Origin of the sequence: Micromonospora sp. FIMYZ51 (assembly GCF_038246755.1) — a bacterium.
Classification (GTDB): domain Bacteria; phylum Actinomycetota; class Actinomycetes; order Mycobacteriales; family Micromonosporaceae; genus Micromonospora.
Genome location: NZ_CP134706.1, coordinates 1,966,930 through 1,983,395, shown reverse-complemented (window position 1 = coordinate 1,983,395; position 16,466 = coordinate 1,966,930). Strand labels below are relative to the sequence as shown.

Here is a 16,466-nt window from a genome sequence, read left to right as displayed (position 1 = left end):
CCGGCGAACGGTTTCCTCCGAGGAAACAGTTCATGCACACGGACGCCCCGGTTCCCCTTCTCGGGGCCGGGGCGTTTCCGTGGTGCGCGGGTCAGGCGAGCGGGTCGCGGCCGAGCTTGGCGACAACCTCCTTGTACTGGCGGAGGGCCACCTTCTGGCGGCGGCTGCCGTCTGCGGCGGTGCGGTACTGGGCGGCGAGGCGGTGGGCGCGGGCGGTGAGCTGGGCTACGGTCTCGGCCATTTTTGGTTCCTCCTCTTGTTCCTGCCTGTACCTAAATTCTAGCCCACACTAGAAACGCCGTCAATAGGGTGATGTAGAATAGGCGGCATGGAATCCGACCCACTCGCCCACCTCCAAGACATCGCCGCACGCCTCACCGCAGCCGCCCGCCTCACCGACCCCATCCAGCAATACCGCGCCCTCCGCGACCTCGCCCCCGAAGCCAAAACCGCCATCGCCATCGCCCAAGACCACGCCATCGCCAAAGCACGGTCAGCCGGCATGCCCGAAACCGACGTTGCCGCACAGGCCGGCGTCGGCGTCCACGAAGTACGTCGCCGCGTCACCGCCCACCGGCACCACATCAACCGCCACGCTGACGAGGCGTAGGCCGCCCAAAGTTGAGCCCCCGCCCGGATGTGGTCCGGCGGGGGCTCACACATCTGCGCAGCTACAGTCGACGTGCCGCTGCGGTAAGAATCGGCCGATGCGGCGCATACAAGACGCCACCCGCCCCGCCGACCGCCCCCGTCAGCGCGTCCACGCTGCCGAACGGCCACCATGCGGCGTCGAGCGCATCACTGCCGGCGTGCGGGGTGACGGTGGCAGGCAGCCGGTACAGGGCAGCCGTCGAACAGATCCACGCCTCATCGCTGTTGCGCGGATCGTAGACATACCCCTGCCACACGATCTCGCACGGCAGCCCGGCCAGGTCGACACCCGTCTCCTCCCGCAGTTCACGCACCAGCGCCTGCGGGGCTGTTTCGCCGGGATCGACCATGCCGCCGGGGATCGCCCACATGCCGCAGTCGTCGCGGCGGATCAGCAGCACCACCCGACCGTCGGGGCTGTCGGCAACCACGATCGGGTCGGCGGCCTGGTTCTCACCCCACCGACCGAGGTCGCGCCCGACACGGCCGGTGCGCTGGACGGGGTTGACCGGTCGCCCGTTGTGCACGTCGAACGGCTCGATCGCGGAAGCCTGTCGGGCGGGCCAGTCGCGGATGGTGGACGGGTCGCAGGTCACATCCTGCACCCAGCCCTCACGCGCGGTCTCGGCGATGCGGTCGGCGCGCAGCTCGGGCGGGGTGATGTCGACGGGCGCGTACACCCGGCTAGCGGTGATGTTGGGCATGGCGATACTCCTCGGTTGGTGATCGAATCCCTTGCTATCGGCGAGTACGGCGGCGCCTGGTCTTTCGCCGCTTCTTGCGGTCATAGGCGCGGGCGGCCAGCGCGGCAGCCGACACCAGCGACGCGGCGATTGCCGAGTTGCGCGGACCCTCCCAACCCGGCCATGCATTTCCCACCGCCAGCCAAAACCCCGCGAACAGGGCCAGCCACACACACGCACGGGCCGCCCACAGCATGCGGGCGCGCACCACATGCCGGGGCAGATGCCGGCGGCGACGCACAGCGCCAGGGTTGTTGCCGTTGTGGGCCACGTTGTGGACGGGCCGCTCGGCGACGATCGCGGCCCGTTCCGCTGCCAACACCGACTCCTGCGACGGCCACACCTTCGGGTCCCGCTCCCAGCACGCGATGTCCGGCGCCCAGGTCTTGCGTTCCAGATGTTCGGCCCAGCGCGCGACGGCGGTGCGTTCGGTGATGCCGATGTACAGCAGATGCTGCCAGCCACCCAACAGCCAGCCGCTGATCGCAGCCCACAGGCCGCGTTCGGGCGGCAGGTCACCCCACGCCCGGTACATCCGCCACTCGCCGGGCGGAGCCCAGTGTGCCGGCCGAGACTGGCTCGGCCGACGTACCTGCGTGACTGCCATCTCAGGACACCGCCGAGGGGTACGGGAAACCCATCTTCGGCCCAGGGAAGTACGGCGTTCGGTTACCGCCAGGCTGGATCAGCGTTCCGTCCGCAGCGTCAGCCTTCAACCAGCCGTTCACCGTCGGGAACGTCGTCGGGTAACCCTCGCCCTGCAACTTCTTGAACACCTTCCCCGGGCCGATTCCGGAAGCGTGGGCGGCCCGAACGATCTCGCGCATCCTGTCGCGGGGATGCTTGCGGAGGCGGTTGGTGGCTAGGTCCATCTCCATCCGCTCCAACTCGCTGGCCTTCGGCGCCGATATCGACTCCCGCTCCGGAATGGGCGTAGGAGTCGCCGCGACCGGCGGCACGGCGCTGGCCGCAGCAGCCACGGCGGCAGGAAGCGGCGGCGGCGACAGCGCCCGGTTGTACACCGGTCGGGACGTAGCGATGACCGCCCACTCGGCCCATTCCGCCTCGTACCTGGTTTGGAACGCCACCTTCGTTGTCCGGGCGACGTCCCGCCACCAAAATTTGTCTTTGGCGTGGTCACGCATGCGCCGCTCCACGTCGTCCGTAATGCCGACGTAGATGAGCTGGCCGTCGCGGTCCCACAGCCAGTACAGGTAGGTGACAGGCTTCACGGCTTCGGCCCCCTCGCCCACTTGCCATAGCCCGGCTGGTGCGCCTCGCCATCCGCCTTGGCTGCATTCAACATCTGGTGCAGCTTGTCCCGACCCATCGGCTTGCCCTGGTCGGCCAACTTCTGCCGCAACTCCTTCGGCCGCATGCCCTGCGGACCGGCGTCCGCGAGGATCGACAGCATCAACGCCTTCTCGTCCTCCGTCACCGGCGCATTCACACCCTCCGGCGGGCGAGACCACACGGCCGGGTCCTTCCAGTCCTCCTCATCCGGATCGAAACCGGCCTCCCGCAGCACCCGCGCGAAGTCCTCCTTCACCTGCTCGGACTGATCGACAGTCATGCCCTGCGACTCGGCGATCCGGGCCGCCAGAGCGGCATCGCCGTCCTCGGCGGCCTGGATGACGTCATCGACGGTGGCGACGCTGCTGTCTCGTGCAGGCATGGGCGGCACGGGCGGGATGGCGGGCTGCGCCATCTCCACCTGGCGCGGCTGGTCGGTGCGCTCCCAACCGGCCCACCGCCGCTCATACCAGTCGAGGTCGTCTTGCGGGACACCCTTCATGGGGGCTCCGTCCAGGGTTCGGCCGTTCGCGGCGGCGCGGGAAATCGGATCCAGTTCGGGAATCCACGCGTCCGCCGCCACGGCGATGCGATCGATGACAGAGGGGGTGAGTCGCCACGCCCGGAACGGACGCGGCTTGGTCGCGGAGTCGTGCTGGATGAACCCGCATCCGGGGAAGGGGGCATCTTCGGGCGCGATGCCTTCGGACCAGCCGAACAGGTACGACATCTCCGACTTGCTGGTCATCTTCATGCCGATCTTGATAGAGCACATGGCTTGGATCGAAGACGCCACCACATCGTCGGTGGCCCGCAGGCCGAGCAGCACCACCCGCACACCGGACGCCCGCAACTCGTTGATGACCTGCACGATCAGATCCCGCAGGTCGGGCCACTCAGACCGCGTGCCGGTGATTTTCGCGATCTCGTCCACCATCAGGATGACCTCGGACAGGATGTTGCCGTCCGGCAGGATGTGACCGATCGGTAGCTTGTCGTCGTCCACCTGCGCCATCAGATCCTGGTAGCCGGCTTTGCGGGCGTGCCCGATGCGCAGCAACGCCCTCAGCATCTGCATCGCCTTGTCGGGGGTGTCGGCGACGGCGTTGATGGCGGGCCGACCGGCACGGCCTTCCAGCCACGGACGCAGCCACGGCCGTGACAGGCCGGCGCCGGTGAGGTCGATCTGCATGACCAGCGTGTCGACGGTCCGCACAAACCCGGCGGTCAGCCCGTGACCAAGGTTCGTCTTCCCCGAACCCGTCTCGCCGACAGCGAGCAGACACTTCGAGCGCATCTCCACCGTCTCCAAGTCGCTATTCGGCTGCACACCGAACGGCACCGGATGGTTGATGGTGAGGCGGGTGATGTCCTGCGGATACGTCTGGTCGTCGGCGAGCGCGTTCTCAGTCGGCACGTCCATCAGAAAGTCCCGACGTCCCCCGCCAACCTTCGGGTAGATGCTGATGGCGCAGCCGGCCGGCAGGTCGATGTCGGATGCCAGGTTGGCGGCCTGGCCGCGCAGTCGGTCGAGCAGCACCCCACCTTCCGGGAGGCGTCCGGCGAGGGTGTAGCCGTTGCCTTTCGCCCACTGTTCCAAGGCGTGGAACTCGACCTTGATGCCGCACACCCGCTCGATGCGGGCTTCCCAGTCGAGTGCGACGGTGACGCGCTGCGCCTCGCCGGGGTCGGACGGCAGCACCACCGTGTCGTCGTCTTCGTCGTCGTCTTTCGGTTCGGTGGCGAGACCGACGATGACCCCAGCGCCGGTCGCCGCGCCAGCCAGGTACATGACGCCTTCGGCCCACGACTGGAACGTCCAGTTCGGGTTGTCGAGCATCCACACACCCCACGTGCCGGCACCACCCCAGCAGCCGAGCCGGTACAGGACGGTGGAGCCGGGGATGCGTTTGCGGGAGAACGCGGCCCGTACGAGGTTGAACAGGATGGCGCCTCCCACGGCGCTGCCGATGACGACAGCGCCGTGGTCGGTGGTGAAGTGCGCGACGGTGGTCGCGGTGACGGTGGTGAGTCCGGCGTTGAAGGTGCCCCACGCGGTGCCGTGGGGTCCCGCGAAGTCGAACTCGACCAGCCGGGTCTTCTTGGCGGCCATCAGGCCCGTCCGTTCGCGGACAGGTCCCACATCTCCTGGCCCACGCCGGGGTTGCGGAGATCCTGGAGCTGCTTCTTGTGGATCTCTTCGACGGCCTCGGGGATCTTGCGGGACATGACGGAAGCGGTCGCCAGCATCTCCACGATCTTGCCGATCTGCTGGGCGATGGCCGGGTCGACGGGGAACCGCTTCATCGACCGGTCCATCAGCACACCGACGGTGGCGCGCACGTACTCCAACGTCTGCGGCAGGTCGTGGTACTCGTCAACGACGGCGAGCATGCCGCGCGGCTGCCACGCCTCCACGTTGGCCCACATGCGGGCCGCGATCTCGCGGGCGCCGCTCGGCACGTTTGCGCTGCTCATGGTGTCCTCCTTCGCGGCGGCCGTGTTGTCGCCGGGGGTGATGGGTTGGCCGGGGGCGGCCTGCGGGTTGCTGTTCTGGGTGGGGCTCGTGGCTTGCGGCGGGGTGCCGCGATCAACGATCGGGGCGACGGTCTTCTTCGGCGCCTTCTTGGCTGTGTCCTTGACCTTCTTCTTCGGTTTGCGGCGCAGCACGAACCGGCGGAACCATTTGCCGGCGTGCCGCCACCCGTTGCGAATACCGGTGCGGCCGGCGGCGCCGAGGGCGGTGGCGAACCCGCGCTTGCGGTTCTTCTGGTAGGCGGATCCGACGGTGGTTTTCTTGCCGGGCCGGGTGGCGAGGCCGCGCCCGAACCGGCTGAGGCTGCGCATGGGCGCGGTGGCGACCCTAGCGAAGCTGCTGCGACCGGAGCCTCCGGTGCGACCGCCACCGCCCTTGCTGTTGCCGCCTGCCCGGTTCTTCGCGTTCGTGCGGTTTCCGGGGGTGGCCGACGAGCTGCCGATGCCGAGCTTGCGGAGGATCCCCGACTTGCCTGCCGCGCCGCCCGACCGGCTGCGCGGTGACGTGCCGCCGGTGCTGGTGTTACGACCACCGGCCCCGCCCATGAGCCCACGCAGCGGATTCGGCGCCCGGTGCCGACCCGCGCCGGCACCACCGCCGCCGCTGTTTCGCCCGCCGCGCGACCCTCCGCCTCCGCTGCCGCCGAGTCGCGGCATGCGCGGCGCCCCGACCGTCCGCTGGGCGGTGGTGGTCGTGACGGTGCGCTGCTGCCGGTTGGCTTTACGCCGGTTAGCGGCCTTTCTTGCCGCCACGGCGGCAGGTACGGCGGCGACAGCGCCGGCGGCAGCCCAGCCGACCGGGCCGGCGACAGCAGCGGCGGTGCCTGCGAGGGTGGCGATGTTCGCGGCGGTAATCGCGGCGGGCTTCGCCGGGACGGTGAGTGTGGTGGTGGGTGCGCTGCTGGTCATGTCGCCTCCTTTCCGGTGACTGGTTGTGACTGTCGGAGTGTCGGTGTCTGCTGTCGGTCGACAGTTCGCGTGGGTGTGTTTCCGCTGCTAAGGGGGCACCTGTTGGCACTGTCTGTCGGCAGACAGTCAGTGTCGGATAGTTACGTCACGTAGTGGTCAGGTTGAGGATGAGTCCGCTGGCGAATGCGACGATGAGGACCAGCAGCACGGCTGAGATGGCTCGTCCGCTCATGAGTTGACCTCCTTCCAACGCTCGTGGATGGCGGCGATCAGGACTGCGACGACGGCGACGCCGATGAGCGTGGCCTGCACGTTCCGGCCCGCCAGCAGGGACACGACTGCCATGAGCAGACCGGCGAGGTCGGCTACGAGTAGGCCGGTGGACAGCCGCATCGGCTGCACGGTGGGCGTGCTGGTGGGCTGCCGTACGGCTACAGCGGTGCTGGCCCGCAGGGCAGGAAGGTTGTCATTCGTCATCGGGGTTCTCCTCGGTGGTCGGGTAGATCAGCTTCGGTGGGTCGTTCCAGGCGAAGCGGAGAAGTTCAAGCACTCTCTCCGCGTCTCTCCGCTCGTCATCCGGCAGCCACAGTCGCGGCGGTTCGAGCAAGCTCCGCGTCCTCTCCGTTCGGGTTCTCCGCACCCTCCGTGCGGTGGCCCTCCGCAGCCCTCCGCCGCTGCTCCGCTTCCGGAGTGCGGTGGTACTCCGCGAGGGCGGAGAGAAGGCGAGGGATCCGCCCGTAGCCCGCTCCGGTCATGTCCCGGACGGTGTCGTGCGTCCACCTCCGCTCCGGGTTCATGTCGGCGGAGAACAGGGCTTCAACTGCTTCTTCGTCGGTCATCCGCGCCGCGTTGGAGGGGGCGGAGGGCGTCTCGGTGGTTTTGCTCCGCTGCCCGCCGGTGGGCTTTCTCCGCCCTCCGCTGCGGTAGGCGGAGAGGTTGACGGTGCCGACCTCCGCCCGGATTCGGGCTTCGTGCTCCGCCATCTCCGCCCGCATGCGGTTGGCGACCTCCGCCAGTTCGGCGGAGTGCTTCTCCGTCGTGTCGCGGAGGGCGGCGCGGAGGGTGTTGGCTTCTTCCTCCGCCCGATCGACGGCGGCGTGGGCGGAGGACACCTCCGCTTGTGCGGAGGACAGGGCGCGGGCGGACACTGCGGCTTCCTGCTTGGCGTCGATCCACCGCTGTTCCATCTGGTCGAGCCGGGCAAGCGCGGCGGTCAGCTCCGCCTGTGCGGCGGCCATCTTCCGGTCGGCTGCGGCAACCAGCTGCTCGGCACGCACCCGGGCGGTGTCGGCGGCATGGGCGCGACGGTTGGCGTCCTCCGCCGCGCGCTCTGCTGCTTCGGCACGTGCCTTCTCTGCCGCGTGGTCGGCGGCCACCTTGTCGAGTCGCGCCGACATCTCCGCCATCTCCGCCCGCTCGGCGGTGAGGGTGGCGACCAGCTCGCGGAGCGGAGGAATCCACGCCAGCCAGCGGTGAACGGTGTCCCGGCCCCGGTTGAGGTCGGCGGAGTGCCGGGCGATGCGCTTCGCCCTCCGCACCTTGCCGAGGTGGGCGACAGCGTGGTTGATGGATCCCCACCACGCCCGCTGGGCGTCGGTCGGCTGTGCGGGCAGCGGCAGCGGCGGGTAGTTCCGCCACGCGATCCACGCGCACACGGTGTTGGTGGGCCACGTCAGCCACCGCAGCCCAAACGACGGGTTGACGCGCTGCACGTAGGCGGCGCCTTCGGTGAACTGGTCCAGGAACTCGTGGAAGATCAGCAGCCCGAGAATCGACAGCAGAGCGAGGTAGCCGCCGCCAACCCAGGATCCGCCTACGCCGACTTCGTGGGCGTAGTTGATGAGGGCGGACGCGACGGCGGCGCCGGTGGCGACGTGCACGGCCCGGTCGGGTGAGCGGTGGGCGCGGACGGCCCGGAAGGCGAGAAACCCGAAGCTGATGGCGATGCCGTCGAGGGTGAGCGGAACAAGGTATTCCCAGCCGTCGGCCCATTTGAGGGTGTCGCGTCCGAAGGCGGCGAGTCCCCGGAAGGAGCCGGCGAGGACGGCGACCCAGAAGAACACGGCGGGCACCATGGCGGCGATGAACAGGGCGGTGCCTTTGGTGTCGCGGGTGGTGGTGTGCCCTGCGGCGCGCTTGCCGGCTTTGTATGCCTGGGCTCGGGCGAACGGCAGGGTGATGACGGTGAGGGTCATGAGGGCGGTGATGGCGACGACCCACATCCATGCGGGTACGAGGTCGGCCCAGGCGGTGATGTGGTCGAGCCAGCCGCGTGTGTCCGCCGCCGGGGTGTAGGGCACGGACGACACCGGCTCTCCCGGCTCGGGGTACATCAGCGGCTGAATGCTCACGGGCCGCCACCTCCTTGGCTGTGGTTGGGGTTCGCGTTCTCGGCTGGACTGTGCCATAGTGCGAACAGTTTGACAACCTAGAACAGTACGAACACTAGCACGACATCAGACGGAGAGGCATCTATGAACACGGCGGTGATCGCGAACACCGGGAACGGTGGGTACGCTCACCGCAAATTCCAGCGGCGGAGAGCAGGGGCGATGGGGGACGACGACAACCGCGACAAGATCGCCGAGCTTGAAGCCCGCGTGCGGGCCGGCGAATGGCTGAAAACAGGGCCAGTCGCGCTCCTGCTCGGCATGGGCCGCACGAAAGTGCACACCCTGGTCAGGCAGGGGGTGATCGGCCATCGCAAGATTCCGGGTGCCCCACAGAAGCCGCAGCGGGAGTGCAATCCGAAGGATGTGCTGCGCCTGCTGGAGGAGCGTCGCCGCGAGTTCCACGGCGACTCTGAGGCTTCCCCCGAGGTGTGACCGCTCCGCCTGCTTTCGGGTGTTCTTCTCACGTCTGCGAGCATCACCCGCCGCCACCCTGCGGTGACACGATCTGCTGCTGCCTGCATGCTGGACGGTGCGATAGGCAGCAGGATCCGGCCACCGGGAGGCCCTGTGAGCGCGTTCGGTAGAGCCATGAGGGATCGACGTGAGCAGTTGGGCTGGACGCAACGGGACCTTGCCGGGCGGGCGTTCCTGAACCCCGGCTACGTGGCGAAGTTGGAGCGCGGCACCCGGAATCCGTCGCGCGAGGTGGCGGAAGTGCTGGATCGGGTGCTGGACGCGGGCGGCTCCCTGGCCGCGTTGGTGAATGCGCCGCGCCGTGAGCCGTCTCCCCCGATGCTGACGTCAGCCGACGTGGAGGGGCTGCACGGCCAGATTCGCGCCCTGGTGGCGGACGACATTACGCACGGGGCGGACGGCCTGTGGCGTCGAGCAGGCCGTGAGTTCCGGCGGGCCCATGAAGCCCTCGCCGCTGGCCGCTTCCCCGACGCGCACCGCGCCGACCTTCACGCGGCGGTGGGCGAGCTGGGCGAGGTCGCCGGATGGTTGGCCTATGACGCTGGCCGCCCGGAGGTGGGCCGCCGTCTGATGACGGACGCCCTGCTGGTGTCGCAGTTGGCGGGTGATGCGGCGATGGAGGGTTTGCAGCTCAACCTGCTGGCTTTGCTGGCACAAGAGGCGGGCCGGTACGCGGAAGCCCTCGCCTTGGCCGATCGGGGCCTTGCTTTGGCGCCGCCTGGTGGCCGGGTGGAGGCGATGCACCGGCTGCGCAGGGGGCGGGCGTTGGCGTCGCTCGGGTCGGCGGAAGGTTTGGGCGAGCTGTCGCGGGCGCGTGCCCTGCTGGACGGGGGCGGCCGGTCGGGTGAGCCGGCGTGGTCGTGGTGGGTGTCGCCGCAGGAGTTGGCGCTACACCAAGGGCAAGGCCACGCGGCGTTGGGTGAGTTCGGTCGGGCGGTGGAGTGGTCGGGTGTGGCGGTCGACATGCTGCCGGCGGCACAGCGCAGGGATCGGGCCGTGTATCTGTCGCGGCATGCCGGGCATCTGCTGGGTGTGCGGGATTGGTCGTCGGTGGAGTTGGTGGCGGGCGAGTTGGGTCCGCTGCTCGACGCTGCCGGATCCGGGCGTGTGCGGGGCGAGGTTGCCGGCGTGGTTCAGGTGGCACGCAGGGTGGGCGCGCCGGGCAGGGTGGTGGACGCACTCACCGCCGTCGCTGCCGCGTAGGCTGGGTGGGCAGCTCGTCTAGTAGGGCTGGGCCCCGACCGGATGCCGACTTCGGTGCTGGTCGGGGCTTTCCCATGCCTACGTGACGACGAAGCCCCGGCCGGTGATCCGGTCCGGGGCTTTCGTCTGACGTGGATTCAGGACACGACGTCGAGTGCATCCGCGTGGTACCAGCCGGCGGCCGGTGACTTCACGGCCTTGTCGCCAGCGAACCAGTGGACCCACACGTCGGCGTCGTGGGTGTCGTTGACGAGGATGTGCTGGCCGATCTGACCCCACCGCCTGCGGGACTTCGGCGGCTTCGGGGTGACCGTGCCGCGCCAGTCGGCCAGTTCCGGGTTGCGGTGCCGCACGACGACGCCGGGCTGGAACATGCGGATCGTCTCGCTGATCGGGCGCTGCGTGGTGGTGTTCATGGCGTTCCCCTCGTTCGGCTTGTGCGTCAGATGGTGATGTTGGCGCGGTGGAGGCGGTGGGCGGCGAGCATGTACCGCAGCGCCTCCACCGAGTTGGCGAACCCGTGGGCGGTGGCGTTGGTGCGAGCCGTCTGGATGGTGGTGGTGGCGGGCTGCCCGGCGGGGGCGAGCATCCACAGCAGGCAGGCGGTGTCCATCTTGCTGCGGTCGAAGGTGCTGTTGCGGCTTGCCGTGTGGATGACGGTGAGGCTGATGGAAATCCGCGTGTGGATGGAGGGCTTCTTGGCGGTTGTCATGTCGACTCCCTCACGTTGTCTTGCTGACATGGACAACGCTAGGGCGGCCCATCCGGCTTGTCAAGCCCAACAGGACAACGTACCTTGATGGGTATGGAAGGCCTCCTCACCACCGACCAGCTCGCCGACCGCCTCGGCATCAAACGCACCTCCGTACACCGCTACCGCAGCCGAGGCGACATCCCCGAACCCGACCAGTACGTAGGCCGCACACCACTATGGGCCGAGTCGAGCGTTGACGCCTGGTTGAAGGAACGCCCCGGCCATGGCTGGCGCAAGGGCAAGAAGCAGCAGCCACCCACCGTTGCCGAGTAGACGCCGCTCGACGCAGACGAGTAAGCCCCGGACCGGATGACCGGCCGGGGCTCACTCGTGTCGGCGTTTCGTCAGCTCATTTGGGCCCTGTCAGACCGCCAGCTAGCTGCATAGGACACACGTCGGGATCGGTGTTGCAGCACCGTCTCCCAACGCCCATGATAGGCGACCGGCTGGGGCATCGGCCGAGGTCAGCATGATCCAGACAGCAGGTAGGATGGGGGCACAAATACAGAGCGGCCCCGGCAGGTGTTGGTAGCACCTTCGCGCCGGGGCCTGAACGCCTGCTGAGGAGGCGTCCCATGTCTAGGGTAAGAGCATACCCTTCCCGCACGTCTGTGCGACCGGCCGGTGGTGTGCGATGAGCGCCACTACCAAGCCGCGAACCTTCACGATGGTCCCCGACGAACTGTTCGACCTCGTCGCGGACGGCAAGCTCTCCAAGAACGCCGCGTGGCTGTACGTGACCCTGCTGCGCCGCCACAACCGCAAGCGCCGCGACGACGACGTGTGGCCCTCCCGAACCAGCCTCGCCCAGGCTCTCGGCTTGAAGAAGCCAGAGTCGGTCGACGGCTACATGGACGAGTTGAAGAAGCTCGGCCTGGTCGAGGTGTCGGAGCGGCGGATCGCCGGGATGAAGGCCAGCAACCGGTATACGTTGACGCTGATCGCCGAGGGCGGCCCTCAATCGGCCGAGGATGGCGTTTCCGCAGGTCAGCCCGATACCCCGAAAAGGGGGCAACGTTACCCCCAGGAGGGGGGCCACGCTACCCCCAAACAGGGGTATGAACTAGATGAAGGTGAACTACACCAAGGGGAATCAAACCAAACCCCTTCTCTCTCCGGCCACACGCCGACTGCTGCTGCCGCTTCGGTAAAGGTTCCTCAACCCCGTGAGAGAGAAGCCGGATTTTCCGATCAAAAGTTCCCGTCGTCAGAACACCGGATCCTCGCCAAGTACGGATGGCGAGGCACAGACGCAGACGCGCTCATCAGCAGGCTCCGCGACGAACACGACATCAACAGCATCGGGTGGTACATCACCGCCGACAAGAACGGCACCTTGCCTGACCGCATCCAAGAGTTGGTGGAGACGGCGTTGGCGGCGCAGCCCAACTATTCGGGTCCACGGCCGACGGACGGCAGGTGGCCGGGGTCGGCGTAGGGTCGCGCTGGCTAGGGCCGGCACCGACCGTCTGCGCGGGCCAGCAACCACACCTCGACCGGATCTTAGGATCGTCGCCATGACCTTGTGCCCCGTATGCGGACCCGACGACGCCCCACGACCATCCGGCACCCAGACCTACCCCTACAGCGGTGTCACCCACAAAACCCGGGAGTGCGCCGCCATGTCGTCGCTCGGGGAGAAGGTCGTCCGCACCCAGAGCGGTTACCGGGCTGCTTCCGGTCTGAACGTGTGCTTGGACTGCTTCAGCAAGGGGGAGCAGCACATGTACTCAGGGCGGGATCCTCACGACCCGCCGCCGCCCGGCTGGCCGTACCGGTGAGCAGAGCGGTAGGCGGATAGCCATTCGCTGGTTGCGGGGAACCGATCGCACGTCCAGAGAAAGTCGCTGAAACCGTGGCGGAATCTGGCGCCCAGAAGGGAGAAGCCTGAGGCGTCCGACCATAAGCACGATTGGGTCAGGTAGTAGAATTCTGACAATGAACGGACAGCGGGCCGGGTGGTTGCACACCCGGCCCGCCTAGGACGTCCGCTCCACACCTAACAACGGAAGGACATCCCTGTCGTGGATGCTAGCCCAATCGATCCTGGCAGCCCTTGCGAGGGTTCCCGCCGACGCGACCCCTCTCCCGCATGGCCTGCGGGGCGGTGATCATCATTTCTCGAAAGGTTCACCCAGACACGTTCCGGCGCACGCGACTCGCCGTCCATCTCCGGGACGACTTCAAGTGTCAACACTGCGGCTGGCAACCGCCCGTTCCTAGCGACTATGACGGCAGGTACGCCTTGAGTGTCGTCACGTACGACGCAGATCAGGGCAAGTACGGCTGCCGACTGCTCGAACTTGACCACATTCACCCATACGCACGCGGCGGGAAGTTCCAGATCGGGAACCTCCAAACGCTCTGCAACTACTGCAATTGCAGCAAGGGGGACCGGGTCTAGTGGCGCGGAACGCAACCGTAATACCTACGTCCATTTGGCGGGATGACCGGTTTCGGGGCCTCACCACTGAGGCGCAGCGGATGTACCTCCTGCTCGCATCGCAGCCGGACATCTCCGCAGCCGGCGTGCTTCCCCTCAGCCTCACTAGGTGGGCGAGTAGGGCGCAGAACAGCACCAGGGAATCGGTTGTTGCTGCGCTCAATGAGCTGCAAGAGTCTGAGTTCGTTTGCTTCGATGTGCTTAGCGAAGAACTCCTGGTGCGCACCTTCATCGAATGGGACGGCGCACACCGCAACCCCAAGCGCAAACCGGCGATCCTCGCTGCCGCGCACGTCGTGGAGTCTCTGGCGATCCGCCGCGCACTCGCGACGGATCTTCACCGCCTGAGGCTACCGACCCGAGAACTGGACCTTTCGCCGCAGCATGAGTGACTTCGGATAGCCATTCGACCTGTGCAAACGCCGAGGGCCGCCCGACCGTGATGGTGGGCGGCCCCTCAGCTGCCGTCGGTCAGTCCTCGCGAGTGCCCACGAACTCGACCCCCGACATCACATCCGTGGACGTGACGACACCCGTCGGCGCCCACCCGTCCGCAACGAACTTGGCGGCCACCTCACCCGGCACCCAGTCCCGTCCGCGCTCCGGATCCGACATCCACGCCACCAGCCCTTCCGAGGTGTCGAACACGGGCGAGATGGGGGAGCCTTCGCTGACCGTCTCCCACAACTGCCACCCGTCACCGGCCGGCGGCTCGGTCGGCTGCCACGCTTCGGCTTCGGCACGCTGCCCTGCGTACGCTTCGAGGCTGCCATGCCCGCCGCAGGTTGCGCATTCGACGGGCATGCCTTCACGCGCGCATCGCGCCCGAATGGCGATGTGGGCGTTGATGCTGTCGTGGCCGAACCCGGACAGTGACCATTCGTTGACCTGGGCGGCGGTCGGTACCACCGGCGGGTCGATGGGCTGCCAGCCGTCACCTCGGGTCCAGGTGTGGGTGAAGTCGTGGAGCCGGCCTTCGGCGATCAGGGCGTCTACGTCGTCTTGGTTGAGGTGGTGGGACCATCCGCTGTTGAAGAAGTCGGCGAGGCGTTGCGCTTCACGCGCTGTCGCTGCGTCAATTCGGCCCTGGTCGTATCCGGCCAGAGTGGCTGCGCGGGCGGCGGCAATGTCGGCCTCGTGTTGCGCCGGGTCGGTCCAGTTGATCGAAGGGCGACCCAAGTAGTAGTCGGGGCTGCGACTGACGTTGCGTTCGGCTACGGCACGCACGGCGGGCGTGTCGGCGGTGAACGGGGTGCTGCCGGTGCTTGCCGGGTCGAACGGCAGGTGGCCGTACCACAGGCTGTAGAGGTGTTGTGCTTGCGGCGAGTAGCCGTTTTCGCAGTCGGGGCAGGGGTTCTCTTGGAACCGGTCTGGGGTGAGGTAGCCGGTCCACACTTCGCCGAGTGGGGCGTTGAAGTCGAGTGGTACGCGGACGATGCGGCGGCCCATCAGTTCACCTCCGAGTTGTCGTTGAGGTAGGTGCGCGCCCACTCGGGCACGTCCCGCTCACGCTCGAAGCGGCGGACGGCGTTGAAATTCTCGTTGCTGTCGGTGGTGAGGTGCCACAGCACGGTGAGTAGCCCGTAGCCGGCGGCTGCGGCGATCAGGAACACGCCGAGGTGCGGGCCGCCGTCACTCACCGACCAGGCGATGATCCAGGCGGCCACGGCGGCGTACAGGATGCGGTTGCCGGTGTGGGTGAGGCTGGCACGGGATGCGGGGCGGGGTGCGGTCACGGCGTCTCCTCGGGGCGCTGAATGTTCCACACCTGCATGTAGGCGTCTGCCAGCACCTCCGCCAACTCGCGTACGTCGCGGCCTTCAGCGGCAGCCCACAGCGTTTTCATGCGGGCGGCTTCGGAGCGGCTGAACAGGTTCGGGTCTTCGACGGGAACTTGGTCGCGGATGTGGGCGGGTACGACGTGCGGGTTTTGGCGGATGAAGTCGGCCGAGTAGGTGTAGGGGTAGCGGGTGGGGCTGAACTGCTCGGCGTTGTGGGCGGCTACTTGGGCTACGAGTTGTTCGACGGTGGTCTTCATGGCTTCTCCTTCGGGTTGGGGCGTACGCGGACGGTGCGGCTCGTTTCCAGCTTGCGCGCGTACGTGACAACCACGTTCGACTTCTTCCGCCCGATGACGTCACCAACCTCCTGCCAAGTGACGTCCAACTCGCGCAACGCGGCGACGATCGCGAGTTCGGCGTTGAATGCTTCGTCGCGTGCAGCCCGGTTGAAGGTGCGGCCTGGGGCGGGGTCGAGCAGGCGGCGCCGCTGGTAGGCGTCGGCGAGCTGGGCCAGCAGCACATCCTTGGTGGGCTTGTCGGTCACTGCCGCCCCTCGGTGAACTGGTCGGCGGGTGCCAGCCACGGGCCGATGATCTGGGTGCCGTCGACCAACATCCGCACCTCACGGAACACGGCGTAGGCACGCACGGGCATGCTGTCGCCGGGGTCGCGGGCTGCGGCTTCGGCGTTGGTGCGGCTGGCGTCGTCGCGGGCTTCCTGCTCGTCGTCCACCTCGCGGGTGCGTACTTCGCCGTCGCGGTAGGTCCAGGCGACGGCCCAGTCGACGCGGGCGGGTTCGGGTAGGAGGGCGTGGTCGCCGGTGAGGATGCGCTGTGCGGCGGCGCGGACGTTCGGGTCGCTGCTGGTGCGGGCGTGCCGGGCGAGGGCGTGAAGGTCGTCGTGGAAGGCCACCGTCACGCCTCCTTGCCGGTGATGGCGGCATCGATGCGGGCCAGCAGGTCACGCGCCGACTCGTGTACGGGGCCGGTGGGGCGGTTCGGGTTGGACAGCCACGCCTCAACGGCAGCCACGACGGCGGGGTGGTCGGCGAGCGGCAGCGCAACCTTGATGGGGGTGCTGCCGACGGTGCTGTAGTCGTCGGGGTCTTCGATGTGCCAGCCGCCGCCACCGGCGTTGCCGATGTGTTCGTCCACCATCTCGTCCAGGGCGACGGCCCGCTGGGTGGGGGTCATCGCGTTCCACCGGTCGCGGTCGTATTCGACGGTGTCGGTGGAGGGGTGGGCTTCGCAGTTGAGTTCGATGATGACGGGGTCGCGCTGGGTCATG

General features: G+C 68.0%; 23 protein-coding genes. 7 read left to right on the top strand and 16 right to left on the bottom strand.

What is annotated here, in order from left to right; all coding sequences use genetic code 11:
* Positions 1-91: 91 nt before the first annotated feature.
* Positions 92-241 (bottom strand): hypothetical protein, encoded by a 150-nt coding sequence (locus QQG74_RS09490; protein ID WP_341719910.1) that lies wholly within the window; start codon positions 239-241, stop codon positions 92-94.
* 87 nt (positions 242-328) lie between these two features.
* On the opposite strand from QQG74_RS09490, the gene QQG74_RS09485 reads away from it, so the two are divergent.
* Complete coding sequence (locus tag QQG74_RS09485) at positions 329-610, top strand: hypothetical protein (protein WP_341719909.1); 282 nt, start codon at positions 329-331, stop codon at positions 608-610.
* A gap of 61 nt (positions 611-671) precedes the next feature.
* Here the strand turns inward: QQG74_RS09485 and QQG74_RS09480 are convergent, their stop codons facing one another.
* The 7 genes from QQG74_RS09480 to QQG74_RS09450 all read right to left on the bottom strand — a co-directional run bounded on the left by QQG74_RS09480 (position 672) and on the right by QQG74_RS09450 (position 8,482).
* Positions 672-1,355, bottom strand: coding sequence for an NUDIX domain-containing protein (locus tag QQG74_RS09480; RefSeq protein WP_341719908.1), 684 nt, complete (start codon positions 1,353-1,355; stop codon positions 672-674).
* A 34-nt stretch (positions 1,356-1,389) separates the two neighbouring features.
* The gene (locus QQG74_RS09475; protein ID WP_341719907.1) at positions 1,390-1,929 is read right to left on the bottom strand and encodes a hypothetical protein; all 540 of its coding nucleotides are present in this window, start codon (positions 1,927-1,929) and stop codon (positions 1,390-1,392) included.
* Between the two features lie 73 nt (positions 1,930-2,002).
* Complete coding sequence (locus tag QQG74_RS09470; RefSeq protein ID WP_341719906.1) at positions 2,003-2,647, bottom strand: GIY-YIG nuclease family protein; 645 nt, start codon at positions 2,645-2,647, stop codon at positions 2,003-2,005.
* Positions 2,623-4,800, bottom strand: a complete 2,178-nt coding sequence (locus tag QQG74_RS09465; RefSeq protein WP_341719905.1) for a hypothetical protein — start codon at positions 4,798-4,800, stop codon at positions 2,623-2,625. The genes QQG74_RS09470 and QQG74_RS09465 overlap by 25 nt, the downstream gene beginning before the upstream one ends.
* Positions 4,800-6,131, bottom strand: coding sequence for a hypothetical protein (locus QQG74_RS09460; RefSeq protein ID WP_341719904.1), 1,332 nt, complete (start codon positions 6,129-6,131; stop codon positions 4,800-4,802). Before QQG74_RS09460 ends, QQG74_RS09465 begins: the two co-directional genes overlap by 1 nt.
* 228 nt (positions 6,132-6,359) lie before the next feature.
* On the bottom strand, positions 6,360-6,608 hold the full coding sequence (locus QQG74_RS09455) for a hypothetical protein (protein WP_341719903.1): 249 nt from the start codon (positions 6,606-6,608) through the stop codon (positions 6,360-6,362).
* A 95-nt stretch (positions 6,609-6,703) separates the two neighbouring features.
* Complete coding sequence (locus tag QQG74_RS09450) at positions 6,704-8,482, bottom strand: DUF2637 domain-containing protein (protein ID WP_341719902.1); 1,779 nt, start codon at positions 8,480-8,482, stop codon at positions 6,704-6,706.
* 201 nt (positions 8,483-8,683) lie between these two features.
* Between QQG74_RS09450 and QQG74_RS09445 the strand changes: the two genes are divergently transcribed.
* Positions 8,684-8,956 (top strand): hypothetical protein, encoded by a 273-nt coding sequence (locus tag QQG74_RS09445; protein ID WP_341719901.1) that lies wholly within the window; start codon positions 8,684-8,686, stop codon positions 8,954-8,956.
* Between the two features lie 135 nt (positions 8,957-9,091).
* The gene (locus QQG74_RS09440) at positions 9,092-10,201 is read left to right on the top strand and encodes a helix-turn-helix transcriptional regulator (protein ID WP_341719900.1); all 1,110 of its coding nucleotides are present in this window, start codon (positions 9,092-9,094) and stop codon (positions 10,199-10,201) included.
* Between the two features lie 137 nt (positions 10,202-10,338).
* Here the strand turns inward: QQG74_RS09440 and QQG74_RS09435 are convergent, their stop codons facing one another.
* Positions 10,339-10,617, bottom strand: coding sequence for a hypothetical protein (locus QQG74_RS09435; protein ID WP_341719899.1), 279 nt, complete (start codon positions 10,615-10,617; stop codon positions 10,339-10,341).
* A 26-nt stretch (positions 10,618-10,643) separates the two neighbouring features.
* Positions 10,644-10,913 carry a hypothetical protein gene (locus tag QQG74_RS09430; protein WP_341719898.1) on the bottom strand — a complete coding sequence of 90 codons (270 nt, stop codon included), beginning with the start codon at positions 10,911-10,913 and terminating at the stop codon, positions 10,644-10,646.
* 87 nt (positions 10,914-11,000) lie between these two features.
* Here QQG74_RS09430 and QQG74_RS09425 point away from each other — a divergent pair, with 87 nt between their 5' ends.
* The 4 genes from QQG74_RS09425 (at position 11,001) to QQG74_RS09415 (ending at position 13,790) form a co-directional block, all read left to right on the top strand.
* Complete coding sequence (locus QQG74_RS09425) at positions 11,001-11,228, top strand: helix-turn-helix domain-containing protein (RefSeq protein ID WP_341719897.1); 228 nt, start codon at positions 11,001-11,003, stop codon at positions 11,226-11,228.
* A gap of 361 nt (positions 11,229-11,589) precedes the next feature.
* Positions 11,590-12,393: a hypothetical protein gene (locus tag QQG74_RS09420; RefSeq protein ID WP_341719896.1), complete on the top strand. Its 804-nt coding sequence runs from the start codon at positions 11,590-11,592 to the stop codon at positions 12,391-12,393.
* 654 nt (positions 12,394-13,047) lie between these two features.
* Positions 13,048-13,359 (top strand): HNH endonuclease, encoded by a 312-nt coding sequence (locus QQG74_RS31575; RefSeq protein WP_347344054.1) that lies wholly within the window; start codon positions 13,048-13,050, stop codon positions 13,357-13,359.
* A gap of 80 nt (positions 13,360-13,439) precedes the next feature.
* Positions 13,440-13,790, top strand: a complete 351-nt coding sequence (locus QQG74_RS09415) for a hypothetical protein (protein ID WP_341719895.1) — start codon at positions 13,440-13,442, stop codon at positions 13,788-13,790.
* 79 nt (positions 13,791-13,869) lie between these two features.
* Here QQG74_RS09415 and QQG74_RS09410 read toward each other — a convergent pair whose 3' ends face one another.
* The 6 genes from QQG74_RS09410 to QQG74_RS09385 are packed head-to-tail and all read right to left on the bottom strand — an operon-like array spanning position 13,870 to position 16,465.
* Positions 13,870-14,847 carry a hypothetical protein gene (locus QQG74_RS09410; protein WP_341719894.1) on the bottom strand — a complete coding sequence of 326 codons (978 nt, stop codon included), beginning with the start codon at positions 14,845-14,847 and terminating at the stop codon, positions 13,870-13,872.
* Positions 14,847-15,134, bottom strand: a complete 288-nt coding sequence (locus QQG74_RS09405; protein ID WP_341719893.1) for a hypothetical protein — start codon at positions 15,132-15,134, stop codon at positions 14,847-14,849. Before QQG74_RS09405 ends, QQG74_RS09410 begins: the two co-directional genes overlap by 1 nt.
* Positions 15,131-15,436, bottom strand: a complete 306-nt coding sequence (locus tag QQG74_RS09400; RefSeq protein ID WP_341719892.1) for a hypothetical protein — start codon at positions 15,434-15,436, stop codon at positions 15,131-15,133. The genes QQG74_RS09405 and QQG74_RS09400 overlap by 4 nt, the downstream gene beginning before the upstream one ends.
* The gene (locus QQG74_RS09395) at positions 15,433-15,723 is read right to left on the bottom strand and encodes a hypothetical protein (RefSeq protein ID WP_341719891.1); all 291 of its coding nucleotides are present in this window, start codon (positions 15,721-15,723) and stop codon (positions 15,433-15,435) included. Before QQG74_RS09395 ends, QQG74_RS09400 begins: the two co-directional genes overlap by 4 nt.
* Positions 15,720-16,091, bottom strand: coding sequence for a hypothetical protein (locus QQG74_RS09390; RefSeq protein WP_341719890.1), 372 nt, complete (start codon positions 16,089-16,091; stop codon positions 15,720-15,722). The genes QQG74_RS09395 and QQG74_RS09390 overlap by 4 nt, the downstream gene beginning before the upstream one ends.
* Positions 16,092-16,093: 2 nt before the next feature.
* The gene (locus QQG74_RS09385; protein ID WP_341719889.1) at positions 16,094-16,465 is read right to left on the bottom strand and encodes a hypothetical protein; all 372 of its coding nucleotides are present in this window, start codon (positions 16,463-16,465) and stop codon (positions 16,094-16,096) included.
* Position 16,466 lies beyond the last annotated feature (1 nt).

Bases quoted from the DNA above. Each gene is read 5' to 3' on its own strand.
- QQG74_RS09385 (WP_341719889.1), bottom strand. From the start codon at position 16,465: ATGACCCAGCGCGACCCCGTCATCATCGAACTCAACTGCGAAGCCCAC.
- QQG74_RS09410 (WP_341719894.1), bottom strand. From the start codon at position 14,847: ATGGGCCGCCGCATCGTCCGCGTACCACTCGACTTCAACGCCCCACTC.
- QQG74_RS09435 (WP_341719899.1), bottom strand. From the start codon at position 10,617: ATGAACACCACCACGCAGCGCCCGATCAGCGAGACGATCCGCATGTTC.
- QQG74_RS09415 (WP_341719895.1), top strand. From the start codon at position 13,440: ATGTACCTCCTGCTCGCATCGCAGCCGGACATCTCCGCAGCCGGCGTG.
- QQG74_RS09475 (WP_341719907.1), bottom strand. From the start codon at position 1,929: ATGTACCGGGCGTGGGGTGACCTGCCGCCCGAACGCGGCCTGTGGGCT.
- QQG74_RS09425 (WP_341719897.1), top strand. From the start codon at position 11,001: ATGGGTATGGAAGGCCTCCTCACCACCGACCAGCTCGCCGACCGCCTC.
- QQG74_RS09480 (WP_341719908.1), bottom strand. From the start codon at position 1,355: ATGCCCAACATCACCGCTAGCCGGGTGTACGCGCCCGTCGACATCACC.
- QQG74_RS09430 (WP_341719898.1), bottom strand. From the start codon at position 10,913: ATGACAACCGCCAAGAAGCCCTCCATCCACACGCGGATTTCCATCAGC.
- QQG74_RS09460 (WP_341719904.1), bottom strand. From the start codon at position 6,131: ATGACCAGCAGCGCACCCACCACCACACTCACCGTCCCGGCGAAGCCC.
- QQG74_RS09490 (WP_341719910.1), bottom strand. From the start codon at position 241: ATGGCCGAGACCGTAGCCCAGCTCACCGCCCGCGCCCACCGCCTCGCC.
- QQG74_RS09400 (WP_341719892.1), bottom strand. From the start codon at position 15,436: ATGAAGACCACCGTCGAACAACTCGTAGCCCAAGTAGCCGCCCACAAC.
- QQG74_RS09445 (WP_341719901.1), top strand. From the start codon at position 8,684: ATGGGGGACGACGACAACCGCGACAAGATCGCCGAGCTTGAAGCCCGC.
- QQG74_RS09455 (WP_341719903.1), bottom strand. From the start codon at position 6,608: ATGACGAATGACAACCTTCCTGCCCTGCGGGCCAGCACCGCTGTAGCC.
- QQG74_RS09485 (WP_341719909.1), top strand. From the start codon at position 329: ATGGAATCCGACCCACTCGCCCACCTCCAAGACATCGCCGCACGCCTC.
- QQG74_RS09465 (WP_341719905.1), bottom strand. From the start codon at position 4,800: ATGGCCGCCAAGAAGACCCGGCTGGTCGAGTTCGACTTCGCGGGACCC.
- QQG74_RS09420 (WP_341719896.1), top strand. From the start codon at position 11,590: ATGAGCGCCACTACCAAGCCGCGAACCTTCACGATGGTCCCCGACGAA.
- QQG74_RS31575 (WP_347344054.1), top strand. From the start codon at position 13,048: ATGGCCTGCGGGGCGGTGATCATCATTTCTCGAAAGGTTCACCCAGAC.